At 43.3% G+C, this 19,453-nt stretch carries 24 protein-coding genes; 17 read left to right on the top strand and 7 right to left on the bottom strand.

The window, feature by feature from the left end; genetic code table 11:
* Positions 1–32: 32 nt before the first annotated feature.
* Together VXP95_RS10250 and VXP95_RS10245 are read right to left on the bottom strand one after the other, a co-directional pair.
* The gene (locus tag VXP95_RS10250) at positions 33–464 is read right to left on the bottom strand and encodes a GNAT family N-acetyltransferase (RefSeq protein WP_416711980.1); all 432 of its coding nucleotides are present in this window, start codon (positions 462–464) and stop codon (positions 33–35) included.
* Entirely contained in the window at positions 458–1,681 is a 1,224-nt protein-coding gene (locus VXP95_RS10245; protein WP_416711979.1) for a class I SAM-dependent methyltransferase, read from the bottom strand. Before VXP95_RS10245 ends, VXP95_RS10250 begins: the two co-directional genes overlap by 7 nt.
* A 103-nt stretch (positions 1,682–1,784) precedes the next feature.
* Between VXP95_RS10245 and trhA the strand changes: the two genes are divergently transcribed.
* The 3 genes from trhA (at position 1,785) to VXP95_RS10230 (ending at position 4,411) form a co-directional block, all read left to right on the top strand.
* Entirely contained in the window at positions 1,785–2,429 is a 645-nt protein-coding gene (trhA, locus tag VXP95_RS10240) for a PAQR family membrane homeostasis protein TrhA (RefSeq protein ID WP_081406389.1), read from the top strand.
* Between the two features lie 142 nt (positions 2,430–2,571).
* Positions 2,572–3,879: an MFS transporter gene (locus VXP95_RS10235; RefSeq protein WP_191731266.1), complete on the top strand. Its 1,308-nt coding sequence runs from the start codon at positions 2,572–2,574 to the stop codon at positions 3,877–3,879.
* A gap of 130 nt (positions 3,880–4,009) precedes the next feature.
* Positions 4,010–4,411: a hypothetical protein gene (locus VXP95_RS10230; protein WP_064097070.1), complete on the top strand. Its 402-nt coding sequence runs from the start codon at positions 4,010–4,012 to the stop codon at positions 4,409–4,411.
* Between the two features lie 24 nt (positions 4,412–4,435).
* On the opposite strand, the gene VXP95_RS10225 is transcribed toward VXP95_RS10230, so the two are convergent.
* A complete protein-coding gene (locus VXP95_RS10225) occupies positions 4,436–5,446 on the bottom strand; it encodes a metallophosphoesterase (protein ID WP_064097069.1) in 1,011 nt (336 codons plus the stop codon).
* Between the two features lie 102 nt (positions 5,447–5,548).
* Between VXP95_RS10225 and VXP95_RS10220 the strand changes: the two genes are divergently transcribed.
* Positions 5,549–7,183 (top strand): phospholipase D family protein, encoded by a 1,635-nt coding sequence (locus tag VXP95_RS10220; RefSeq protein WP_416682049.1) that lies wholly within the window; start codon positions 5,549–5,551, stop codon positions 7,181–7,183.
* Between the two features lie 36 nt (positions 7,184–7,219).
* Here the strand turns inward: VXP95_RS10220 and VXP95_RS10215 are convergent, their stop codons facing one another.
* On the bottom strand, positions 7,220–8,029 hold the full coding sequence (locus tag VXP95_RS10215) for a lysophospholipid acyltransferase family protein (protein WP_416711978.1): 810 nt from the start codon (positions 8,027–8,029) through the stop codon (positions 7,220–7,222).
* A 190-nt stretch (positions 8,030–8,219) separates the two neighbouring features.
* Between VXP95_RS10215 and VXP95_RS10210 the strand changes: the two genes are divergently transcribed.
* From VXP95_RS10210 to VXP95_RS10175, 8 genes are all read left to right on the top strand, one after another.
* Positions 8,220–8,351 carry a hypothetical protein gene (locus tag VXP95_RS10210; protein WP_263600648.1) on the top strand — a complete coding sequence of 44 codons (132 nt, stop codon included), beginning with the start codon at positions 8,220–8,222 and terminating at the stop codon, positions 8,349–8,351.
* A gap of 77 nt (positions 8,352–8,428) precedes the next feature.
* Positions 8,429–9,769, top strand: a complete 1,341-nt coding sequence (gene hflX, locus VXP95_RS10205) for a ribosome rescue GTPase HflX (RefSeq protein ID WP_144725323.1) — start codon at positions 8,429–8,431, stop codon at positions 9,767–9,769.
* Between the two features lie 34 nt (positions 9,770–9,803).
* Positions 9,804–10,175, top strand: coding sequence for a hypothetical protein (locus tag VXP95_RS10200; RefSeq protein WP_064097123.1), 372 nt, complete (start codon positions 9,804–9,806; stop codon positions 10,173–10,175).
* A gap of 9 nt (positions 10,176–10,184) precedes the next feature.
* The gene (locus VXP95_RS10195; RefSeq protein ID WP_064097066.1) at positions 10,185–10,859 is read left to right on the top strand and encodes an LrgB family protein; all 675 of its coding nucleotides are present in this window, start codon (positions 10,185–10,187) and stop codon (positions 10,857–10,859) included.
* An 86-nt stretch (positions 10,860–10,945) separates the two neighbouring features.
* Positions 10,946–11,392: a DUF2147 domain-containing protein gene (locus VXP95_RS10190; RefSeq protein WP_416706079.1), complete on the top strand. Its 447-nt coding sequence runs from the start codon at positions 10,946–10,948 to the stop codon at positions 11,390–11,392.
* A gap of 198 nt (positions 11,393–11,590) precedes the next feature.
* Entirely contained in the window at positions 11,591–12,040 is a 450-nt protein-coding gene (locus VXP95_RS10185; RefSeq protein ID WP_064097064.1) for a DUF2147 domain-containing protein, read from the top strand.
* Positions 12,041–12,101: 61 nt separating this feature from the next.
* Positions 12,102–12,551, top strand: a complete 450-nt coding sequence (locus VXP95_RS10180) for a DUF2147 domain-containing protein (RefSeq protein ID WP_064102537.1) — start codon at positions 12,102–12,104, stop codon at positions 12,549–12,551.
* A gap of 140 nt (positions 12,552–12,691) precedes the next feature.
* On the top strand, positions 12,692–13,138 hold the full coding sequence (locus tag VXP95_RS10175) for a DUF2147 domain-containing protein (RefSeq protein ID WP_064102538.1): 447 nt from the start codon (positions 12,692–12,694) through the stop codon (positions 13,136–13,138).
* Positions 13,139–13,191: 53 nt separating this feature from the next.
* Here the strand turns inward: VXP95_RS10175 and VXP95_RS10170 are convergent, their stop codons facing one another.
* The 3 genes from VXP95_RS10170 to pdxA are packed head-to-tail and all read right to left on the bottom strand — an operon-like array spanning position 13,192 to position 15,861.
* Entirely contained in the window at positions 13,192–14,037 is an 846-nt protein-coding gene (locus VXP95_RS10170) for a symmetrical bis(5'-nucleosyl)-tetraphosphatase (protein ID WP_416682044.1), read from the bottom strand.
* Between the two features lie 6 nt (positions 14,038–14,043).
* On the bottom strand, positions 14,044–14,856 hold the full coding sequence (gene rsmA / locus VXP95_RS10165) for a 16S rRNA (adenine(1518)-N(6)/adenine(1519)-N(6))-dimethyltransferase RsmA (protein ID WP_064097060.1): 813 nt from the start codon (positions 14,854–14,856) through the stop codon (positions 14,044–14,046).
* Positions 14,857–14,889: 33 nt separating this feature from the next.
* Positions 14,890–15,861, bottom strand: coding sequence for a 4-hydroxythreonine-4-phosphate dehydrogenase PdxA (gene pdxA, locus VXP95_RS10160; protein WP_416711977.1), 972 nt, complete (start codon positions 15,859–15,861; stop codon positions 14,890–14,892).
* Between the two features lie 302 nt (positions 15,862–16,163).
* Here pdxA and rplM point away from each other — a divergent pair, with 302 nt between their 5' ends.
* The 5 genes from rplM to VXP95_RS10135 all read left to right on the top strand — a co-directional run bounded on the left by rplM (position 16,164) and on the right by VXP95_RS10135 (position 19,080).
* Positions 16,164–16,592 (top strand): 50S ribosomal protein L13, encoded by a 429-nt coding sequence (gene rplM / locus VXP95_RS10155; RefSeq protein ID WP_004281682.1) that lies wholly within the window; start codon positions 16,164–16,166, stop codon positions 16,590–16,592.
* A 13-nt stretch (positions 16,593–16,605) separates the two neighbouring features.
* Entirely contained in the window at positions 16,606–16,992 is a 387-nt protein-coding gene (rpsI, locus tag VXP95_RS10150) for a 30S ribosomal protein S9 (protein WP_064097058.1), read from the top strand.
* Positions 16,993–17,322: 330 nt separating this feature from the next.
* Positions 17,323–17,976, top strand: coding sequence for a glutathione S-transferase N-terminal domain-containing protein (locus VXP95_RS10145; protein ID WP_416711976.1), 654 nt, complete (start codon positions 17,323–17,325; stop codon positions 17,974–17,976).
* A gap of 9 nt (positions 17,977–17,985) precedes the next feature.
* Positions 17,986–18,414 (top strand): ClpXP protease specificity-enhancing factor, encoded by a 429-nt coding sequence (locus VXP95_RS10140; RefSeq protein ID WP_416682039.1) that lies wholly within the window; start codon positions 17,986–17,988, stop codon positions 18,412–18,414.
* Between the two features lie 18 nt (positions 18,415–18,432).
* Complete coding sequence (locus VXP95_RS10135; protein ID WP_064102544.1) at positions 18,433–19,080, top strand: hypothetical protein; 648 nt, start codon at positions 18,433–18,435, stop codon at positions 19,078–19,080.
* The last annotated feature ends 373 nt before the right edge of the window (positions 19,081–19,453 follow it).

Here is a 19,453-nt window from a genome sequence, read left to right as displayed (position 1 = left end):
GCCTCGCTTTTTTATATTTGAATGGCTGAAAATTAAAGCTTTAAATACATATCAATATGTGGAATGCCACAATCCAGATATTCCTCGCCCTGAGCTTCGAACCCGAGCGCTTGATAGAAGCCAATGGCATGCACTTGCGAAGACAGCTTGACCAACTCGCGCTGCTCGGCACGCGCATAGTCAATCACGGCCTGCATCAAGCGCTGACCAACACCTAAACCGCGTGTTGTTGCTAGGACTGCAACCCGACCGATACTGTTATTTGACAATAAGCGTGCTGTAGCAATCGCCTGATCCTGCTGAAAAACAATGAAATGTACAGCAACCGCATCTTCAGCATCCCACTCATCTTCAGCTGCAATATGCTGTTCTTGAATAAACACAGCTTCACGAATCACTTTGGCATACACTGCCAAATCCTTCCAGCTCCCGGAAATTATTTTAAGTTCTGGGCTACTTAGCATTTAGAGCCAATTCCCTGCTGATCCCACTGATCATTGAGCAACAATTCCAGTGAATGTTTCTGGATTCCATACATCTCTTTTAAGGCCTGAATTTCTGCCAGAACCGCCTGATCAGGTTGTTGATAGTCTTTGCGTTTTGTTGCCAGAATCATTTTATTTTTACTGGTATGTTCCAGCGCCACAAATTCAAAAACTTTGGTTTCATAGCCATAAGCTTTGAGCAGTAAAGCACGTATGGTATCAGTCAGCATTTCAGCCTGCTGTCCCGCATGAATGCCAAACTGCAACATCGGACTCAGGACTTTCGGTGCTTGTAACTGTGGACGTAATTCCTTATGACAACATGGCGCACACATGATCATCTGTGCATTCAGGCGAATCCCGCTATGAATCGCGAAATCTGTTGCTACATCACAGGCATGCAAGGCAATCATAACATCCAGACTTTCTGGCGCATAAGTACGTACATCCCCCTGGAAAAAGTCCAGTTGATCAAAACCAGATTGCTGCGCGACATTCTGGCAGAACTCGACCATTTTTGGATTAAGCTCTACCCCCGTGACATACGGCGTTTGACCATGTTTTTGCATATAGTCATATAAAGCACAGGTCAGATAGCCTTTGCCCGAACCAAAATCTACCACGCGCAGGCCTTCAGCCTGTGGCTTGATCTGCGTCAGCGCGCCTGAGAAAATTTCCACAAACTTGTTAATCTGTTTCCATTTGCGCGCCATGCTGGGAATGATTTGCCCTTTTTGATCGGTAATGCCAAGATGCTGGAGAAAAATGCTGTCCTGATCCACAAAACGCTGTTTCATCCGGTCATGACTTTGTTCAGCAGGCTTCGCCTGAGTACCAGATCCTTTATGTTTGCTGCGTGTCAACATGGCTTTTTTCTTGTTTTTTTTCAGCTGTAATTCTTCATCTACTGTCATCAGATTGGCCTGCTTGCAACATGCTAGCAATGTAGTCACCTGCGATAGCGCCTCTTCTAAAGGATAGTTTTTAGTGACATCCTGCGTCTTGTAGCGATACAGGCAGCTCAATACCCGTTGTTTATTTAATGTAATGACTCGCCAGGTCATTTTCTCTAAATCCTGCAGCTCACCCTTATACTGGCTTAAGATCAGACGATCAAACTGATTCCTTTCAACAGTTTGCTGAAATGTATCCAGGAATTGCTGTTCCTGGTCCGAGAGAGTTGCCAATGTTGACATAGATAAAACCTGAAATGAATTGCGTATCAAGTTTAAATCTTCTTAACCTAAAAGCAAAATTGAATTACTATACAAGTGTATATTTGAAGAAAGAATGACAATGATGCAGAATGCTCCACTGGTTCCAGATTATGATCAGAATGAGGAACGGATTAACTATGTCAGTCATGGTATAGGTGCCGGACTCTCCGTTGTTGCCGGTATTCTTTTAATTATTAAAGGTTCTTATCTAAGTACCGGACAATGGATTGGGCTTTGGGTCTATGCGCTCAGCATGATTTTGCTGTTTTCTGCTTCCATGCTTTACCATATGGCCACCACAGCAGACCGTCGTTATTTTTACAAAAAAGTCGATCATACCGCGATTTATTATTTGATTGCCGGAACCTATACCCCGTTTCTGTCAATCGCCATTCCCACCCCTAAAGCCCATTATTTATTGATTGCGCTGTGGGTGATTGCCATCCTTGGTACACTTTTCAAGTTCGTTTTCATTCATCGTTTCCAGAAACTTTCTTTGGCTGCTTATCTGGCCATGGGCTGGCTGGCACTGCTGGTCATGGATGATATGCAGCAATATCTAAGTGCGCAATCTTTAACCTTTCTCATCATTGGTGGATTGGCTTATACCGTGGGTGCATTGTTTTACGCTTTAAAAAGAGTAAGATATACCCACGCTATCTGGCACATATTTGTATTGATAGGCGCAGGATCACATTTTCTGGCTATCTATCTTTACGTGATTTAATCATCTCCTTTTTCATTTCAGTGACCCTGAGCGAGTTTAAGCGAGAAGATTGCAGTTGTTTTTTTAAAAAATTACGCCTTTTTTAAAAAGATTACGCTTTTAAAACTAAGTTTTTTTATTTTTAGTAAGTGTAAGGTTTTCCATGGCGTCGTCTAATTCTGCTGCTCAGCCAGCACAAAATTCAAAATTTCGCGTTTTAACAGCGAGCTTGGTAGGTACCACAATCGAGTTCTTCGATTTTTATATTTATGCCACCGCTGCTGTTATTATTTTCCCGTATCTGTTCTTCCCTGCAAGTACAGATCCGATGACCGCAACCATTCAGTCTCTTGCGACTTTTGCCATTGCCTTTATTGCCCGCCCTATTGGTGCTGCATTATTTGGTCATTTAGGTGACCGGATCGGACGAAAAGCGACATTGGTCGCGGCTTTGCTGACCATGGGGATTTCAACCGTTGCGATTGGCTTGCTGCCAACTTATGCACAAATCGGGATTGCTGCGCCACTGCTGCTGGCACTGTGCCGTTTAGGTCAGGGCTTGGGTCTGGGTGGTGAATGGTCAGGTGCAGTACTGCTTGCCACCGAAAATGCACCTGAAGGTAAGCGTGCCTGGTATGGCATGTTCCCGCAACTGGGTGCCCCAATCGGCTTTATTCTGGCGACAGGTTCCTTCCTGACGCTTGGCGCTTTCATGTCTGAAGCTGACTTTATGGCGTGGGGCTGGCGTATTCCGTTTATCTCAAGTGCCTTGTTGGTAATTATGGGTTTATGGATCCGTTTAAAACTGCATGAAACGCCTGCTTTCCAGAAAGTGCTGGATAAACAACAAGAAGTGAATGTTCCTTTTGTTCAGGTATTCAAAAAGCATTCCCGCATGCTGGTTCTGGGTACGATTGCTGCAATCTGCACCTTTGTCGTGTTCTACCTGACTACGGTATTTGCGCTGCAATGGGGAACCAAACAACTTGGTTATTCTCGTGAAGCATTCCTGCAATTGCAGTTAGTTGCAACCCTGTGTTTTGCTGCATTCATCCCGCTTTCAGCAGTATTGGCAGAGAAATTTGGCCGTAAGACTACTTCGATTGCGGTATGTGTCGTTTCTGCGATCTTCGGTATTTTCTTTGCAGATATGCTTGAATCTGGCAGTACCCTGGTGGTGTTCCTGTTTTTGTGTATTGGTCTGTCAATCATGGGCTTAACCTATGGGCCTATCGGTACCGTATTATCTGAAATCTTCCCGACTTCAGTCCGCTATACCGGTTCTGCATTGACTTTTAACCTGGCAGGTATCTTCGGTGCATCATTTGCTCCGTTAATCGCCACCAAACTGGCGACTACTTATGGTTTGTCTGCAGTCGGTTACTACCTGACCGCAGCATCGATCCTGTCCCTAGTCGCGTTTCTGATGATTCGTGAAACCAAGAATGATGATGTAAATAACCAGATCTAAGATTTTAGATGGATGAAAAGCCAGCATTCGATGCTGGCTTTTTTATGATTTCACAACAAAACTCTGCTACTTATCTCGTTAAATTTGTTCAACAATCAAATGGACTCAATTCAAAAAATGAGGCACGGGTATGCAAGATTTCATCGAATCCTTATCACAGGAACAGCTGGTCAATATCATTATTTTACTGGAAGATGATAAGAAAAAAGAAGCTGTTGGCTATATCACCGGGAATACCCCTTTAGATGAAGTTCAGGCGCTGCAAGTAATTGAAGAGATTGTGCGTGAACACGACATCGTCATGAAACATGAAAGTACCGGCCCACGTTTTAGTGATGATGCTGATGATATTGACCTGGTCACGCCTCCCCTGGAAATTCCCAACCATCCTAGTTTGAGTGCACCTACAGAAGCTGAAATCACTGCACAACAATTACGTGAAAATGTACCGCCCCGAAAAATCGAAAAGAAAATCTGGATAATAGCAACAGTCGCTGTCATCTTGCTGATTCTGATCTGGCTGATCAGTTAATCCTGCACAGAAGGCGAACTGACTTTAAATCAGTTCGATAATATCAATGGTAGGGGGGACCCGGAAGCGAAAAGGTACACCAACCAGCCCCGTTCCAACTGTCACGAACACATCTGCATGTTCATGACGGTACATGCCTTTCTTATGTCCCAAAATGGACACTCTTTTCATCACATAATCGGTCAGCCAAGGCAGCTCCACTTGCCCGCCATGGGTATGCCCGGACAGCATTAAAGGACGCGTCGGCAGTTTTGGAACCATATCGACCGTATCCGGGTTATGTGAAAGAATGATCCAGGGCTTGTCCTGAGGGAGATCAGGCAAACTGCGCATATCAGCTTTTCCAGCCCAGAGGTCGCCTACGCCCAAGAGACGGAACTCATCAAATTCGACAATTTGACCTTCAATATCCATGACCTGATTGACTTGCAGTGCATAATGCAACAATTCCTGAATCGGGGGGCCAGGATATTGCTCGTCATGGTTACCATTGACTGAATAGACCGGAGCGTGAATCTCTTTTAAAACTGCCAGCTCTTGAGCCAGTTTATTTTCTGGCTCATAGGTCCAGTCGCCGGCGACCACCACCAAATCAGGCTGAATATGATTTAATTTATGTACAATTTGTCGTAACTGCCGCTCATGTCCTGAAAACAGACCGATATGCAAGTCTGCAATCAGGGCGATTTTGACCGGTTTCTGTAAACGTTTATCCGCATTGATCTGATACTGTGTCGTTTTCACTTGAATTAGATGCGGCTCAATAAAGCGTGCATAACTTAAAACCGCACTGAGTAGAAATACAAAAACAGCTTCATGTAGCGAATAATGACCCGTCCATCCAGCAAAAATACTGAAGAACACCAATGGGATTAATAAATAGGAAAGATAAAAAGCCAGTAAATGACAGAATGCTTTAAATGGGTGAATGGTCTCGGTGCGGGTTTGACTCGACCAGGCCTGATACACAGCCCAGATGGCGAGAATGGCCATGCCGAGATAACAATAAAAAAGTACGGAATTTGAATCCCACATATATTCGCCTTGTTTCAGTCAAGCAGTATATCACTGGCTTTATATTTATCTTTTCATAGCTGGCAATTATACTCAATTCTAATTTTTCATTCTGCGACTTATATGGCCAATGCTTCCAGCGATCAAATCTATCTTCAATCCTCAGGTTTTATCCGCACCCATCGTTATAAAGCCGGCATTTTACTAAGCTGTAGTCTGGTACTGGGACTTCCTGCATGTAGCACCTTACCCAAGCAAACTGAACAGCCAAGCCAGATGGCATTTGAAACTGATACCTCGCAAACCAGTCTGGCTCAAATTATTGAACCTTTACGTGAACAGAATATCGGTCTGACCGGTTATCGCGTGCTTTATGATCCACTGGAAGCACTGGCTGCACGTATGCAGCTGATCCATAAAGCAGAACGCAGTCTGGATCTGCAATATTACATCTGGGATAACGACCGCATTGGCGCCCTCGCCCTGCATGCCATTATTCAGGCAGCGGACCGTGGTGTAAAAGTACGCCTGTTGATGGATGATAACAATGCCAAGAAAATGGAAGGGATTTATCTGGCCTTGAACCAGCATCAGAATATCGATGTGAAACTGTACAACCCTTATCGCTTTCGTAAATATCGCGCCATGGACATGGTGCTGGATTTAAAGCGAATCAATCGCCGCATGCACAATAAAAGCTTTATTGCTGACAACCAGATTGCACTGATTGGCGGGCGCAATATGAGCAACCAGTATTATAATGTCAGTGAAAACTATCAGTTCTCGGATGTCGATGTCATGCTGGTCGGTGCGGCTTCGGATGAAATCATCCATTCCTTCGATGAGTACTGGAATGATGATTATGCTTATCCGGTACAAAAAATTGTCAATCCGCACCATCACGGGTTACGTTTCCCGAGCCTGAGGCAACAGCTTGAAGCCCATAGTCAGGATCCAGCCACAAAGAATTATCTGGATCTGGCGAATCGTTCTCTGGCCTTTGATCAATGGTTAGAACAGAAGATTCAGCTAGACTGGGTTGAAGCAGAAGTCGTCAAAGATCCACCCAGTAAAATCAAGGCCAAAGCCAAAACTGAAGAACATCTCAATTTCCAGTTATTACAGCATCTGGAAAAGCCTGAACAGAGTGTAGACATTGTCTCTGCCTATTTCGTGCCGGAAAAAACCGGTGCAGACCGTCTGAAAAAACTGGTGAATGAGAATATCAAGGTTCGGGTATTAACCAACTCATTTAAAGCCAATGACGTTTCTGTAGTACATGCCTTTTATGCCAAATATCGAAAGGACTTGCTGGAAAATGATGTACAGCTATATGAATTTCTGGCTGCCCCGGATTCACACAACTTAAACGTCAATACAGAAGAGATTGCCAAAAAAGCGAAAGTTAGCCTGAAAGGCCTGAGTCGCTCCAGTCTGCATGCCAAACTGATGGCACTGGACCAGAAACAGGTTTTCATCGGTTCATTTAACTTTGATCCGCGTTCAGCTTATCTGAATACTGAAATTGGTGTGTTGCTAAACAGCCCTGCTCTGGCAAAAGCCGTACACGAAACCATGGATCAGAATTTGAGTAAATATGCCTATAAACTGGTCTTGGATGCGAACCAGAACATTAACTGGAAAATCAGGAAAGCCAATGGCGAAATAAAAACCTTTAGCAAAGAGCCAGGAATAAAATGGTATCAGAAAACCGGATTAAAACTGTTGTCGTGGTTGCCAATTGAAGGCTTTATGTAAGGCCGACGCATAAATTTTATTTCTAAAAAACTACGTTTACCGAGGCTTTTTTAATACTCGGGATTGCAACTCATGTAAGCCTTCCTGCATTTTTTCCTGTACCTCACGAGTCAGACTGTCTACCGTATGCCCCTCGGAAGAAATTGCAGGCAAAGCCATTAAATGTGCAGTAACTTGTGGCATTTCCAGTACTTTTTTGACATGGGCAGCAAAACTGAGATCATTGACATACGGCGCGACCAGATCCAGCTCACCCTGCTGATTCACATAACAGATCAAACAGATTTGCACTGGACGGTTAGCTTCAATCGCAGCCCCTAGAATCCGGCCATGAACCTTTTTAATAAAACGGCCATCTGAAGTCGTGGCTTCAGGAAAAAACAGCACCGGAATATCCTGCTTGAGAAAATCAGTAATTTGTTCACGAATTCTGACAGAATCTCCAGAACCACGTTTAATAAATAAGGTGCCGCCGCCTTTGGCCAATTTTCCAAAAACGGGCCAGTTTTCAATCTCGGCCTTGGCCAGGAAAAATACGCGTGCCCCTGATCCCAGCACTGCAATGTCTAGCCAAGAGATATGATTGCTTACCCATAAAGCGGGTTCCCGTGGAATCTCCCCATGCACCTGCACTTTAATATTAAAAACCTGACACAATTGGCGGCAAAAATATTGCACATAACGGGTATTGGAGGGATTATTCGGATTTTTATATAAGCCATGACGAAAAACCAGATAAAATCCGTTACTAATGGCTGCCAGCAAGGCACCAATTTTTCTTGTGTAGAGGAAGAATTTTGTCAAGCCACGTATGTCGGATGTTTGATCTTGTACAGTCGGGTTCATAAAAACGTCACTAAAATCCTAAGCTAGATACAGGGAATATCCACGAATTAAACTCATTCTATACTGTTCATTCGCAACTTGCATTGATAATAAAAATCGGCCAATAACATCTATATCTACAATTTTAATTGGATTAAAAAATCATTCAAAATAAAACTATCGAAATATTAGATTGAAAAGGATCGCAGCCATGCCAGATCAAATACAGCCCGCGAAAGAAACACTTCAGCCTCTACAAGTGCTCAAATATATTTTGGGTGGTACCCTTATCTATGCCGTAGTACTGGTAACACTTGCACAACTATTTATTAGCGCACTTTAAACCTAAGCCGCACTAATTCAGTATCTGTATAGTCCGTTTTCTACTACACTTAAGTTTTTAAGTGGAGATCGGCCTGAGTGGAGTATTTACAACAACATCGAGGGAAAGAGCGCGTCATTCTGGTGAGTGTCAGCGTACAAATGCTGGATGACCTTGATGCTGAAGAGTTTCGTTTGCTGGCACAGTCTGCAGATGCCGAAATTCTGGAACATATTCATGCTCAGCGGGTTAAACCTGATGCCAAATTTTTTATCGGCTCCGGCAAGGCAGAAGAAATTGCCGAACGTGTAAAAGAACTAGATGCCAATCTGGTCATTTTTGATCATGCCTTAACCCCTGCTCAAGCCCGGAACCTGGAACAGGTAATCAAATGCCGCGTGGTAGATCGTACCGAACTGATTCTGGATATTTTTGCCCAGCGTGCACGTACCTACGAAGGCAAGCTGCAAGTTGAACTGGCACAATTACAGCATTTATCTTCGCGCTTGATTCGTAGTCGTGGCAATCTTGACAGCCAGAAAGGCGGGATCGGTTTGCGTGGTCCGGGTGAAACCCTGCTGGAAACAGATCGGCGCTTGCTACGTATCCGTATGGGGCAACTCAAGGCACGTATTGATAAAGTCCGCCAGACCCGGATGCAAGGTCGTGTAGCCCGTCAAAAAGCGGCTGTTCCAACAGTATCTTTAGTCGGTTATACCAATGCCGGCAAGTCGACCCTGTTTAACTTACTCGCCAACAGCGATGTTTATGCAGCCGATCAGCTGTTTGCCACTTTGGACCCTACCTTACGGCGTCTGGAATGGGATGGTATCGGCAATCTGGTATTGGCCGATACGGTCGGTTTTGTCCGTAATCTTTCCCATTCACTGGTGGAATCCTTTAAGGCAACGCTGGAAGAAACCGTTGAAGCCACACTGTTACTGCATGTGATTGATTCAAGTAGTCCAGAGATGCTGGAACAGATTGAAGCCGTTGAAAAAGTGCTGAAAGAAATTGGGGCCGATGTTCCCATCCTTCAGGTTTACAATAAAATTGACTGTAGCGGTGAAGAAGCCAAAATTATTTATCGACGTCCGGGTGAACCGGAACGGGTCTATGTCTCGGCACATACTGGCGAAGGTATCGACCTGCTGCGTAAAGCGGTACATGAATCCTTGATGGGGCAACTGCAGTCCTTCGATTTAATTCTCAAACCTGCCTACGGCAAGCTGCGCAACCAGCTGTATAGCTTGAATGTGATTCAGTCTGAACATTATGATGATGAAGGCCAACTGCATCTGCATATTCGAATTGCGCCACAAAAACTGGAACAATTGATTAAACAGGCGCATTTACCTTTAGACGAAATTTTGGGAAAACAGGCGCAGCAGTTTCAACGTCCACTGGAAGCGTTTGAAATCCAGTCAAAGATCGAGTAAAACTTGATAAGTAAACTTATTAATGATCAGAGTAATGAACTGGATAAAACAAATTGACTGGCCAGCATGGATCGGCACCCTGTTACTTATTGTTATCTTTCGGGAAGCTTCGGTCTGGTTAATGACCCAGCTGAATCATCCTGAACTGGGTAATCTGGTCGGGTTATTAAGCCTATTAATTGCACTTTTTACTTGGCGCTATTTCGGCAAACTCCCCGCTCGCCTGGTGGATACCAATAACAAACTGATGAAGGAAAGTGCCTTTGCTTTCCTTCCCGTCAGTGCAGGTGCCCTAATGATGCTGGTACATATGGGCCAGAAAATTCCGGCTTTTCTGTTCATCATGTTTTTTAGCACCCTAATTCCTTTATGGGTGTATGCCAAAATGGCCAAGCGCTGGTTATAGGAGTTCCGCATGTTATCTATTTTGTATGGCTTCGCGGTCACACTCATCGCCTATCTGATTGCCAAACCCTGTAACCGGATCATTCCGCAAATTCCCGTCATCGTGTTTAGCATGTTTTTTGTGCTGGCACTTTTATTTGCACTCGGAATTCCCTATGAAAATTACATGGATGAAGTAAATCCACTTTTCAACCATTTACTCGGCTATGTGACAGTCGCATTGGCTATTCCTCTGGCTGCCATGCGCTATGATGATTTGCCGCTCAAAGCCATTATCGGCATTTTGGTCTTTGCCAGTATCAGTGCGGTTGCCTTACCGATGGGTCTGGCTTATCTGCTACATATGGCTTCTGCCGACATTTTGGCTTTTGCTACTCGTGCCGTCACTACGCCAATTGCAATTAATATTGCCACCCTGCTGGATGCACCTATCAGTATGGTTATTCTGATTGTGATTCTCTCTGGTGTGATTGGTGCGGCTTTTTCTCCGTTTATTCTGAGACATATTAATGATGAACGTGCATCCGGACTCGCCTTGGGACTGGCAGCACATGCCATCGGCACAGCACAGGCCTGGCAGCGTGGCAGTGTTGCGGGACGTTATGCTGCTTTTGGCATGGCGGTAAATGCAGTCTTTACTGCAATCTGGTTGCCAACTTTTATACTGTATCTGCAAAAAATGTGACTAGTGAATCAAATTAATTGTTTGTTTTATGTGGTAACCGTTCTTACTATAGAGTAAGAACACTAATCTCACCTAGGAACAGATATATGAAAAAGGTTCAATTTTTTTCAACTTTACTTTTAGCCTCTTTCAGCCATCTGGCTTTGGCCTCTGACCTTTCAGGGACATGGCGAAGCATTGATGACAAGACCGGCTCGTCTAAAGCATTCCTGGAGATTCGTGAGACATCAGAAGGCGTCTATACAGCTAAAATTACGAAAATCACTCCGCGCCCTGGTTATACAGCAAAAGAAATCTGTGTATCCTGTCCCGCTCCATATACCAATAAGCCAATTCTAGGACTGGATGTACTGACAGGCCTGAAATACACAGGCAATAACAGTTTCAGTCAGGGCAAACTTCTCGATCCATTATCAGGCAACATTTACAATACCAAAGCGAAATTGAGTGCCAATGGTAAACGTCTGACATTGCGTGGCTATGTAGGGGTTTCAGCACTGGGCCGTAGTCAGACCTGGATCAAATATGAATAAGTCAGGTTTAATCACATAAAATGTGATTAATTTATGCTTTAGTAGATAGAAGCTTGCATTTTTATACATTAAGTTGTATGAATATTAGACACATGCTTTTTCATGCAATAAAGATTATGAAAATGTATTAGGGTAATGTGCAGCAACGTTCACCACATGGAATTGGGTGAACGTTAATTAAAAAAATAAGGATATAACATGCATAAAATTGCAGCTTTAACTATTATTTCAGCTTCTTTATTTACTGGCTCTATGGCATTTGCTCAGGAACTGTCTGGCCTATGGCAACAGATTGATGATAAAACTGGCTCACCTAAAGCATTGATTGAAATGAAAACTGAAGCAGATGGTTCCTATACAGGAACGATTACTAAAGTCACACCCCGCCAGGGTTATACACCACGGGAAAAATGCATCAAATGTCCGGCACCTTATACAGATAAACCGATTTTGGGTTTAGATGTCATTAAAGGATTGAAGCCCACCACCAAAAATAACTTTGCACATGGCCAGGTACTCGATCCACTCACCGGCAAAATTTATGATTTAAAGGGGCGGATTTCCGCCAATGGGAAACGACTGACCTTACGTGGATATATTGGGATATCTGCTATCGGGCGTACACAAACTTGGATCCGTCAGGATTAATAAAATAGCACTTCGGTGTTGGGGATCTTTTATTTCATCCATAAAAAAAGAGATAAATATAATGAAACAATTTAAATTAGTATTAATGTTCTTCGTGACAATGATGAGCGGGATGATTTATGCACAGGATTTAACTGGCACCTGGCAGCAAATTGATGACAAAACCGGCTCACCAAAAGCGATTATTGAAATTCGTCAAAATGACAATGGAACTTTTGCTGGAAAAATTGTCAAAGTGACTCCACGTCCAGGCTATACGCCTCAGAAAACCTGCAATAAATGTCCGGCCCCTTATACCAATCAACCTATTTTAGGCATGGACGTTTTGACTGGTTTAAAAAATGTGGAAGGCACCAATAACTACGAGAAAGGTAGAGTGATTGATCCACTATCAGGTAAAATTTATGATGCCAAGGTACGCTTGAGTGCGAATGGCAAACGTTTAACCTTGCGTGGTTATGTTGGGGTTTCCGCTTTAGGCCGTAGCCAGACCTGGATCCGTCAGGACTAATAAATTCTGAGTATACAAAAGCTGCCGAATTGGCAGCTTTTTAGTGCATTCATTCTAGATTTTTTCAAATAATTATTGACTATTTTAGTAAGATTTCTAACATGAGCGGCGCTGATAAAAATTCTGTGGAATAAGCCTCTATGTTTAGAAAAATATTGCTTGTCATACTGCTAGCAGCATGCATGACCAACCTTTGGGCAAAAGATATTACCGGGATCTGGCAACAGATTGATGATAAAAGTGGTGCAGCAAAAGCCATCATTGTCATTTTCAAAGAGGACAACAACACCTATTCAGGCAAAATTGTAAAGATCACTCCTCGCCCGGGTTATACGCCACGTGAAAAATGCAATAATTGCCCCGCGCCCTATACCAATCAGCCTATTCTGGGAATGACCATTATCAGGGGCCTAAAACATGTAGAAGGCACCAATAACTATGAAAAAGGTAAAGTTATTGATCCCTTGGTAGGTAAAATTTATGATGCAAAAATGCGTCTGAACAACACGGGGAAACGCTTAACTTTACGTGCCAGTATTGGTGTTTCTGTATTGGGCCGAAACCAGACCTGGATTCGGGCAGACTAAATTTAAAATTAAAAAAGCCACGTGTAATCACGTGGCTTTTTTAATAGCTTTACTTACATCACCGGATTGTTAACTGCAAACATCTGCTGGTCTTCCAGACGAAATGCCATCAGCTGATTGCCCCAAACACAGCCACCATCGACATTCTGAATCCTGTCTGAAATGGTTTTACCATTTAAAGCTGCCCAGTGACCAAACAGGATCTGATGACTTTTCGCAGCCTGGGACTCAAAATCAAACCAGGGTTTAAAGCCTTCCGGCATCGGATCATCCAGCCCATCTTTAAAACTGTATTCCAGACGTCCTTCTACATCGGTTAAACGCATTCGGGTGAGATAGTTTACGATACAGCGGATACGTTCTTGACCTTGCAGTTGATCTGACCAAAGTGCCGGCTCTTTCCCAAACATCTCTTTTAGAAAATTATCCAGCACATCAAAGTCATCATGAGCAATAATTGCTTCTACTTCCTGTGCCAGCTGTGCAGTTTTTTCTGCACTCCAGAGACTCGGAATCCCGGCATGGGTCAGAATAGTCTGCTCATTGGGAAATAAACAAAGTGGCTGTTTACGTAACCAGTCAATCAGTTCATCGCTGTCGATCGCATCAATGACATCCTGAACATTGTCTTTTGCTTTTACTGGCTTGATGCCGCGGGCATAGGCCAGCAACGTTAAATCATGATTTCCCAAGACAGTTGCAGCCGCACCCTGCTCAGCCAGTTTCTTGATAAACCGCAGTGCGCCAATTGAGTTTTCACCCCGTGCCACCAAATCTCCGGCAAACCAGATAAAATCCTGATCTGCATCAAACTTGATTTCTTTAAGTAAAGCTTTCAAAGCCTCAAAACAGCCTTGAACATCACCAATCACATAATTATATCGAGCAGTACGGTTCATCGTAATTTAAGCCACCATTTGATCTGAAAGTGCAACAAACTGTTCAAGGGTCAGGGTTTCTGGACGCGCCATCGGGTCAACACCCGCTTTTTCAAAACCATCTTCTACCAGCATACCCTTCAAGCTGTTACGCAAGGTTTTACGACGCTGGGTAAAGACATGAGATACCAGACGTGCCAGCGCTTTTTCATTCTTCGCCACAATCGGTTTAACTTTATAAGGCTCTAAACGGAATACCGCTGAAGTTACTTTTGGAGGCGGATTAAAAGAGCCTGGTGGTACTTCGAACAGGAAAGTCGGTTTACAGAAATATTGAATCATCACCGACAGACGGCCATATTCTTTGGTATTCGGTGATGCGGTAATGCGATCCACGACTTCTTTTTGCAGCATGAAATGCATGTCTTGCACTTTGTCACCAAATTCCAGGAGATGGAATAACAGTGGCGTTGAAATATTATAGGGCAAGTTACCAACGACACGTAATGGACGACCTTCCTGAAACAATTGAGAATAATCATATCTCAAGGCATCGGCTTCAATAATGGTTAAACGTTCGGGATGCGGTACACGGCCCGGCAGACCAGCAGCCAGATCACGATCCAGCTCAAGTACAGTTAAGGCATCACATTCACCAATTAAAGGTGAAGTCAAAGCGGCCAGACCCGGGCCAATTTCCAGAATGTTCTGACCTGGACGCGGATTGACTGAGCGTACAATTTTGGCAATGACACGCTGGTCATGTAAAAAGTTTTGACCAAATCTTTTTCGAGCCTGATGCCCTTCATCTTTTGGGTTTAAGGCATTAATTTGATACATAAAAACATTTCCAACGTGAGTGATGAACAATAATCAGTGGCGCGCCAGATCGAGGGCTAAATCGACAGCAACGTGCAGGCTGGAACTTTTCGCAAGTCCCGTCCCCGCAAGGGAGAGTGCTGTGCCATGATCAACAGAAGTTCGAATAAACGGTAAGCCGAGGGTAATATTAATGGCTTCACCAAAGCCCTGTGATTTTAACACAGGTAAACCCTGATCGTGATACATCGCCAGAACAGCATCAGCATCTTTTAGGTTTTCCGGGGTAAACAAAGTATCAGCAGGTAGGCTTAAACTCATGTTGATACCCTGCGCACGATAGCTTTCGAGTACCGGATTGATCACTTCAATTTCTTCCATCCCCAAGTAACCACCCTCACCCGCATGCGGATTTAAACCGCAAACCAGTATCTTCGGCTGTTCAATCTTGAATTTGGATTTCAGATCGTGAATCAGAATATCAATTACCTGATGCAAGCGTTCAGGGGTAATTGCATCTGCCACGGCACGTAAAGGAAGATGTGTGGTAGCCAAAGCCACACGTAAGGTTTTGGTGGCCAGCATCATGACCACACGTGGAACACCAGCAAATTCCTGGTAATACTCGGTATGGCCACTAAAAGAAATACCTGCTTCATTAATTACAGATTTTTGTACAGGCGCAGTCGCAACGCCGACACTTTTTCCTGACATGGCGTAGTCTGCGGATCGACGCAGTTGCTCCAGTACATAAGCAGCATTGTTCGGATTCAATTCACCCAATACCACCTCTTGCTGCAAAGGTACATGCTCTACAAAAAGCTCACCGATACCTGAAGATGCATCCTGCTCGTGATACGGAATCAGCTCAACCGGCAATTTAAGTGTCTGAGCACGTTGCTTGAGCATATCCATATCTGCTAATACCACAATTGGGCGCTCATCAACACGCTCTGCAAGACTCAGGCAAATATCAGGACCAATTCCGGCAGGTTCTCCACTGGTGACATATAAAGGCAGCATCATCTTCTCAATTTGGCAAAGCTGAGAAATATTATAACCCGATCACGACTACGCTGTAGTGATCATTGCAAAGAGTACTTATAAATCAATATTTTGATACGATTGAAACTGTGGTTACAAATATAGTTGCAGTTTTTGCAGCATATAAGGGCTTAGGTCTTTCTTTCACCAAGGAGATTAGATAAAATACAGCGCTTGAAATTTTAATTTTCATTTGTGATTCTTCACGTATTCGTTTAGAATCGCGTCTCCTTTAGTTTGGACAGATTCCATAGTCCAAACCAACTATAATAGGTAGTGGTTTAATGAAAACTCTCAGCGCTAAGCCAGCTGAAGTTCAACACGACTGGTACGTTGTTGATGCTTCTGGCAAAACTTTAGGTCGCCTTGCGACTGAAATCGCTCGTCGTTTACGCGGTAAGCATAAAACTTCTTATACTCCTCACGTTGACACTGGCGACTACATCGTAGTTATCAATGCTGAAGAAATCACTGTGACTGGTAAAAAGTCACAAGATAAGAAATACTATCGCCACACTGGTTTCCCTGGTGGTATCCGTGAGACTAACTTTGAAAAGTTAATCGCTCACAAACCAGAAGCAGTTCTAGAAAAAGCTGTTAAAGGTATGTTACCTAAAGGTCCTCTTGGTTATGCAATGATCAAGAAAATGAAAGTGTATGCAGGTACTGAGCATCCACACGCTGCTCAACAGCCACAAGTTTTGGACATCTAAGGGATAACAGCACATGGCTACTAATTATGGTACAGGTCGCCGTAAGACCGCAACTGCACGTGTTTTCCTATCAGCTGGTACTGGTAAACTCGTAATTAACAACCGCACTCTTGAACAGTATTTCGGTCGTGAAACTGCTCGTATGGTTGTTAACCAACCACTTGAGCTTCTTGAAGCGACTAACAAATATGACCTTTACATCACTGTTGCTGGTGGTGGTATTGGTGGTCAAGCAGGCGCTATCCGTCACGGTATTACTCGTGCATTGATCGCTTCTGACGAAACTTTAAAACCTGCTCTTCGTCAAGCTGGTTTCGTTACTCGTGATGCTCGTGAAGTTGAACGTAAGAAACTTGGTTTACGTAAAGCTCGTAAACGTCCTCAGTTCTCTAAACGTTAATTCGTTTACCGAATCGGACAAAAAACCCTGGATTTTCCAGGGTTTTTTATGGCGGTTAGTTGGTCACTTAGAGCTATTTTCTCGTTATTGTTCATGTACATCCTTACCCCATACCCCTTCATGACACCAGAATGACTTCATTAAATAATAATTTGCGATCCCAATACAGATAAACAGCAAAATGACAGGAAGCTTGATCAGCATCTTATTTTCCTCCAGTTGTTTTTCTTATAATCTACCTCGGCTCAAGCCGATTGATCTTTGATGCTTGGTGCTTTTTAGGTTGAATTTTAGTATCCTAGTCTATTCATTAGAAGCTCATCAGGATTTATGTCAATCGAAAGCGCGCCTCTTCAAGGAATCACTCTCTATAGTCATGCCGATGACTTTCGTTCCCATTGGATTCGCTATGTGCTTACCGAAAAACAGATTAAATATAACCTGATTTTGGTGGATGTCGATGATGAGGATCTGGCCAGTCTCAATCCTTATAATCAATTGCCGATGCTGATCGAAAATGAACTTAAATTATTTAATACTTCGATTATCTCAGAATATGTAGATGATCGTTATCGTCAGAATAAACTGTATGCCGATGCTCCGATGCCCCGGGCAGAGCAACGACAATATATCTGGCGCTTTGAAAATGACTGGTTGAAACTGGCTGATATCATGCTATGTCATCCTGATACCCTGGATAAGAAAGCCAAAGTTAAGGCACAGAAACAGTTACAGGACATTCTGATTTCACTAATGCCCTTATTCCAGCATTTTCCCTATTTTATGTCTGAACAATTTAGTATCCTAGATTGCATGCTGGCACCAATTTTTATCCGTCTGAAACACATGGGTATCGAATTACCACAGCAGCAATGCCGTCCATTTCATCTGTATTGCCAGCGAATATTCAGTCGTCCTGCTTTTGTAAAATCCATGACATTGCAGGAAAAGAACCGTTATTCAGCGCAACTCAAGCATCTGTAGAGAAACCTCATGTCCGAACAAGAATTCAACCTTAGCCCTACCCGTCCCTATATGGCACGTGCAATCTATGAGTGGGTTTGCGACAACAATATGACGCCTTATCTATTGGTGGATGCTACACGTCCAAATACAATGGTTCCGGAGCAGTTTGTTAAAGATGGACAAATTGTTCTGAATATCGTACCCCATGCCGTCTATGCGCTGCATATAAGCAATGATGCGATTAGCTTCTCGGCCCGATTTGGCGGTGTATCTCGGGATATCTATGTACCTATAGAAGCAGTACTGGGTATTTATGCACGTGAAAATGGACAAGGTTTATTCTTTGATCCAAGTGAATATGAGCATACACAAAATGATGAAGATGCTTTAAAATCAAGCACTGAAGAACCAGCTGAACCACCAAAGAAAAAAACAACTTTAAGACTATTAGATTAAAAATAATGGAGTAAGTGAATGGCTTTTGATTTAGTACAATATTTTGTTGAACAGATAGAAACTCAAAAGCCTGAGCTTCTAAAAGAGTATACAAAAGAAGAAAGGCGAAAATATATCTGCGAAATCAATGCTTTAACTTTAGGTAAACTTATTACTGAGTGGCGTCACAATCCGCAAAAAATTTATAATGAAATCAAGCATCCAGATGAATTATATATACTGGAAATTGCCCGCCACCTGACGACCCAAGTTGAAAACAAGTCAGCCTTGCCACGACCGCAACTTGAGCAGGTCACCTCAGAAATCTTTCATTTCCAGCTCAATGAGCTGAAACAGTTAAATGATACCGGCAATCATAATCTGAATAGTATTCAAGAACTTCTTAAAGGACAAATTGAACATTTATCCGGTCAAGCAGATGACTGGATTTGGACAACAAATAAGCTAATAGAACTAAAAGGCTCTAAACCAATTGTACAAGAAGAGCTATCATTGGAAGCATCAATGAAGGAGTTTAATCAAATGGTAAGCCAGAATCAGCAGCATCAAGATGTCGAAGATGTTATTCTTGTAGAAACCCCAACATGGGCAAAGATTGTTGAACCAATCGTAGCCATTGCAATTCTCTGGGTGTTGATTGCAGCCGTTATGCGTGTATTTGGCTAAAATAGCCAGCAGTAAAAAACCAGCGAATCGCTGGTTTTTTTATTTCCTGCATTTCAACAGCGGCATCTATACTTTGCAGGCTTGGTAGGCTCTTATAAGCCAGATCATTTCAACTTAGGACCAGCCCCGTAATCATGTGCCCAAAGCCATGTTATCGGGTTTTGAAACACGCTCTCTCCCTTAGATTATTCCTTTCAGGAAGCTCTAGCCGCTCCAGTACCTTTTATACATCTAAAAAGTGTCTAAGCTTTCGACTAAATTCCCCCCATAAAAAAACACCCCCGGCCTTTAGACCGGGGGTGTTTTGAATAATGAGCTGGCGATGACTTACTCTCACATGGGTAATCCCACACTACCATCAGCGCTAAGAGGT

The sequence above is a fragment of the Acinetobacter sp. 226 genome (assembly GCF_048147925.1).
GTDB classification, from domain to species: domain Bacteria; phylum Pseudomonadota; class Gammaproteobacteria; order Pseudomonadales; family Moraxellaceae; genus Acinetobacter; species Acinetobacter pecorum.
This window is presented reverse-complemented; position numbering and strand designations above follow the sequence as displayed.

Excerpts from the sequence above, each read along its gene's own strand:
- VXP95_RS10250 (WP_416711980.1), bottom strand. The coding sequence starts at position 464 with ATGCTAAGTAGCCCAGAACTTAAAATAATTTCCGGGAGCTGGAAGGAT.
- VXP95_RS10245 (WP_416711979.1), bottom strand. The coding sequence starts at position 1,681 with ATGTCAACATTGGCAACTCTCTCGGACCAGGAACAGCAATTCCTGGAT.
- trhA (WP_081406389.1), top strand. The coding sequence starts at position 1,785 with ATGCAGAATGCTCCACTGGTTCCAGATTATGATCAGAATGAGGAACGG.
- VXP95_RS10235 (WP_191731266.1), top strand. The coding sequence starts at position 2,572 with ATGGCGTCGTCTAATTCTGCTGCTCAGCCAGCACAAAATTCAAAATTT.
- VXP95_RS10230 (WP_064097070.1), top strand. The coding sequence starts at position 4,010 with ATGCAAGATTTCATCGAATCCTTATCACAGGAACAGCTGGTCAATATC.
- VXP95_RS10225 (WP_064097069.1), bottom strand. The coding sequence starts at position 5,446 with ATGTGGGATTCAAATTCCGTACTTTTTTATTGTTATCTCGGCATGGCC.
- VXP95_RS10220 (WP_416682049.1), top strand. The coding sequence starts at position 5,549 with ATGGCCAATGCTTCCAGCGATCAAATCTATCTTCAATCCTCAGGTTTT.
- VXP95_RS10215 (WP_416711978.1), bottom strand. The coding sequence starts at position 8,029 with ATGAACCCGACTGTACAAGATCAAACATCCGACATACGTGGCTTGACA.
- VXP95_RS10210 (WP_263600648.1), top strand. The coding sequence starts at position 8,220 with ATGCCAGATCAAATACAGCCCGCGAAAGAAACACTTCAGCCTCTACAA.
- VXP95_RS10200 (WP_064097123.1), top strand. The coding sequence starts at position 9,804 with ATGAACTGGATAAAACAAATTGACTGGCCAGCATGGATCGGCACCCTG.
- VXP95_RS10195 (WP_064097066.1), top strand. The coding sequence starts at position 10,185 with ATGTTATCTATTTTGTATGGCTTCGCGGTCACACTCATCGCCTATCTG.
- VXP95_RS10190 (WP_416706079.1), top strand. The coding sequence starts at position 10,946 with ATGAAAAAGGTTCAATTTTTTTCAACTTTACTTTTAGCCTCTTTCAGC.
- VXP95_RS10185 (WP_064097064.1), top strand. The coding sequence starts at position 11,591 with ATGCATAAAATTGCAGCTTTAACTATTATTTCAGCTTCTTTATTTACT.
- VXP95_RS10180 (WP_064102537.1), top strand. The coding sequence starts at position 12,102 with ATGAAACAATTTAAATTAGTATTAATGTTCTTCGTGACAATGATGAGC.
- VXP95_RS10175 (WP_064102538.1), top strand. The coding sequence starts at position 12,692 with ATGTTTAGAAAAATATTGCTTGTCATACTGCTAGCAGCATGCATGACC.
- VXP95_RS10170 (WP_416682044.1), bottom strand. The coding sequence starts at position 14,037 with ATGAACCGTACTGCTCGATATAATTATGTGATTGGTGATGTTCAAGGC.
- rsmA (WP_064097060.1), bottom strand. The coding sequence starts at position 14,856 with ATGTATCAAATTAATGCCTTAAACCCAAAAGATGAAGGGCATCAGGCT.
- pdxA (WP_416711977.1), bottom strand. The coding sequence starts at position 15,861 with ATGATGCTGCCTTTATATGTCACCAGTGGAGAACCTGCCGGAATTGGT.
- rplM (WP_004281682.1), top strand. The coding sequence starts at position 16,164 with ATGAAAACTCTCAGCGCTAAGCCAGCTGAAGTTCAACACGACTGGTAC.
- rpsI (WP_064097058.1), top strand. The coding sequence starts at position 16,606 with ATGGCTACTAATTATGGTACAGGTCGCCGTAAGACCGCAACTGCACGT.
- VXP95_RS10145 (WP_416711976.1), top strand. The coding sequence starts at position 17,323 with ATGTCAATCGAAAGCGCGCCTCTTCAAGGAATCACTCTCTATAGTCAT.
- VXP95_RS10140 (WP_416682039.1), top strand. The coding sequence starts at position 17,986 with ATGTCCGAACAAGAATTCAACCTTAGCCCTACCCGTCCCTATATGGCA.
- VXP95_RS10135 (WP_064102544.1), top strand. The coding sequence starts at position 18,433 with ATGGCTTTTGATTTAGTACAATATTTTGTTGAACAGATAGAAACTCAA.